The sequence below is a fragment of the Pollutimonas rozaliensis genome (assembly GCF_048751585.1).
GTDB lineage: Bacteria > Pseudomonadota > Gammaproteobacteria > Burkholderiales > Burkholderiaceae_B.
Map to the genome: position 1 here is coordinate 1 of NZ_JAZHOB010000208.1, position 260 is coordinate 260.

1 protein-coding gene is annotated in these 260 nt (G+C 59.6%); it reads left to right on the plus strand.

Annotated features, from left to right (window positions below; translation table 11 throughout):
- On the plus strand, positions 1–197 hold a 197-nt coding region (locus tag V0R37_RS22615; protein ID WP_420376625.1), incomplete at its 5' end, for a hypothetical protein.
- Positions 198–260: the final 63 nt, after the last annotated feature.

The following is a 260-nucleotide window of genomic DNA, read 5'->3' on the forward strand; positions in this document are numbered from 1 at the left end:
TAAGCTATCGCTATGCGCAGTCGGTCAGCATGTTTACGACGTCAGGGTTAGGCGTAAGCCGCACCCTGCCGCTCATGTCCATGCCGATTGGGTTTTCGCTGTTGGCCTGGCACGTCTTTTGGTATGGGCCCGCGCCGCTGCCAGGCCTTCTGGAGCCCACTCCCCAAGAGCAAACCGATGCAGGGGAACCGTCATGATTCTGGCCATGTTGGGCGTCTTTCTGGTACACATGCTGCTCGGGCTACCGCTGTTCATCGCGC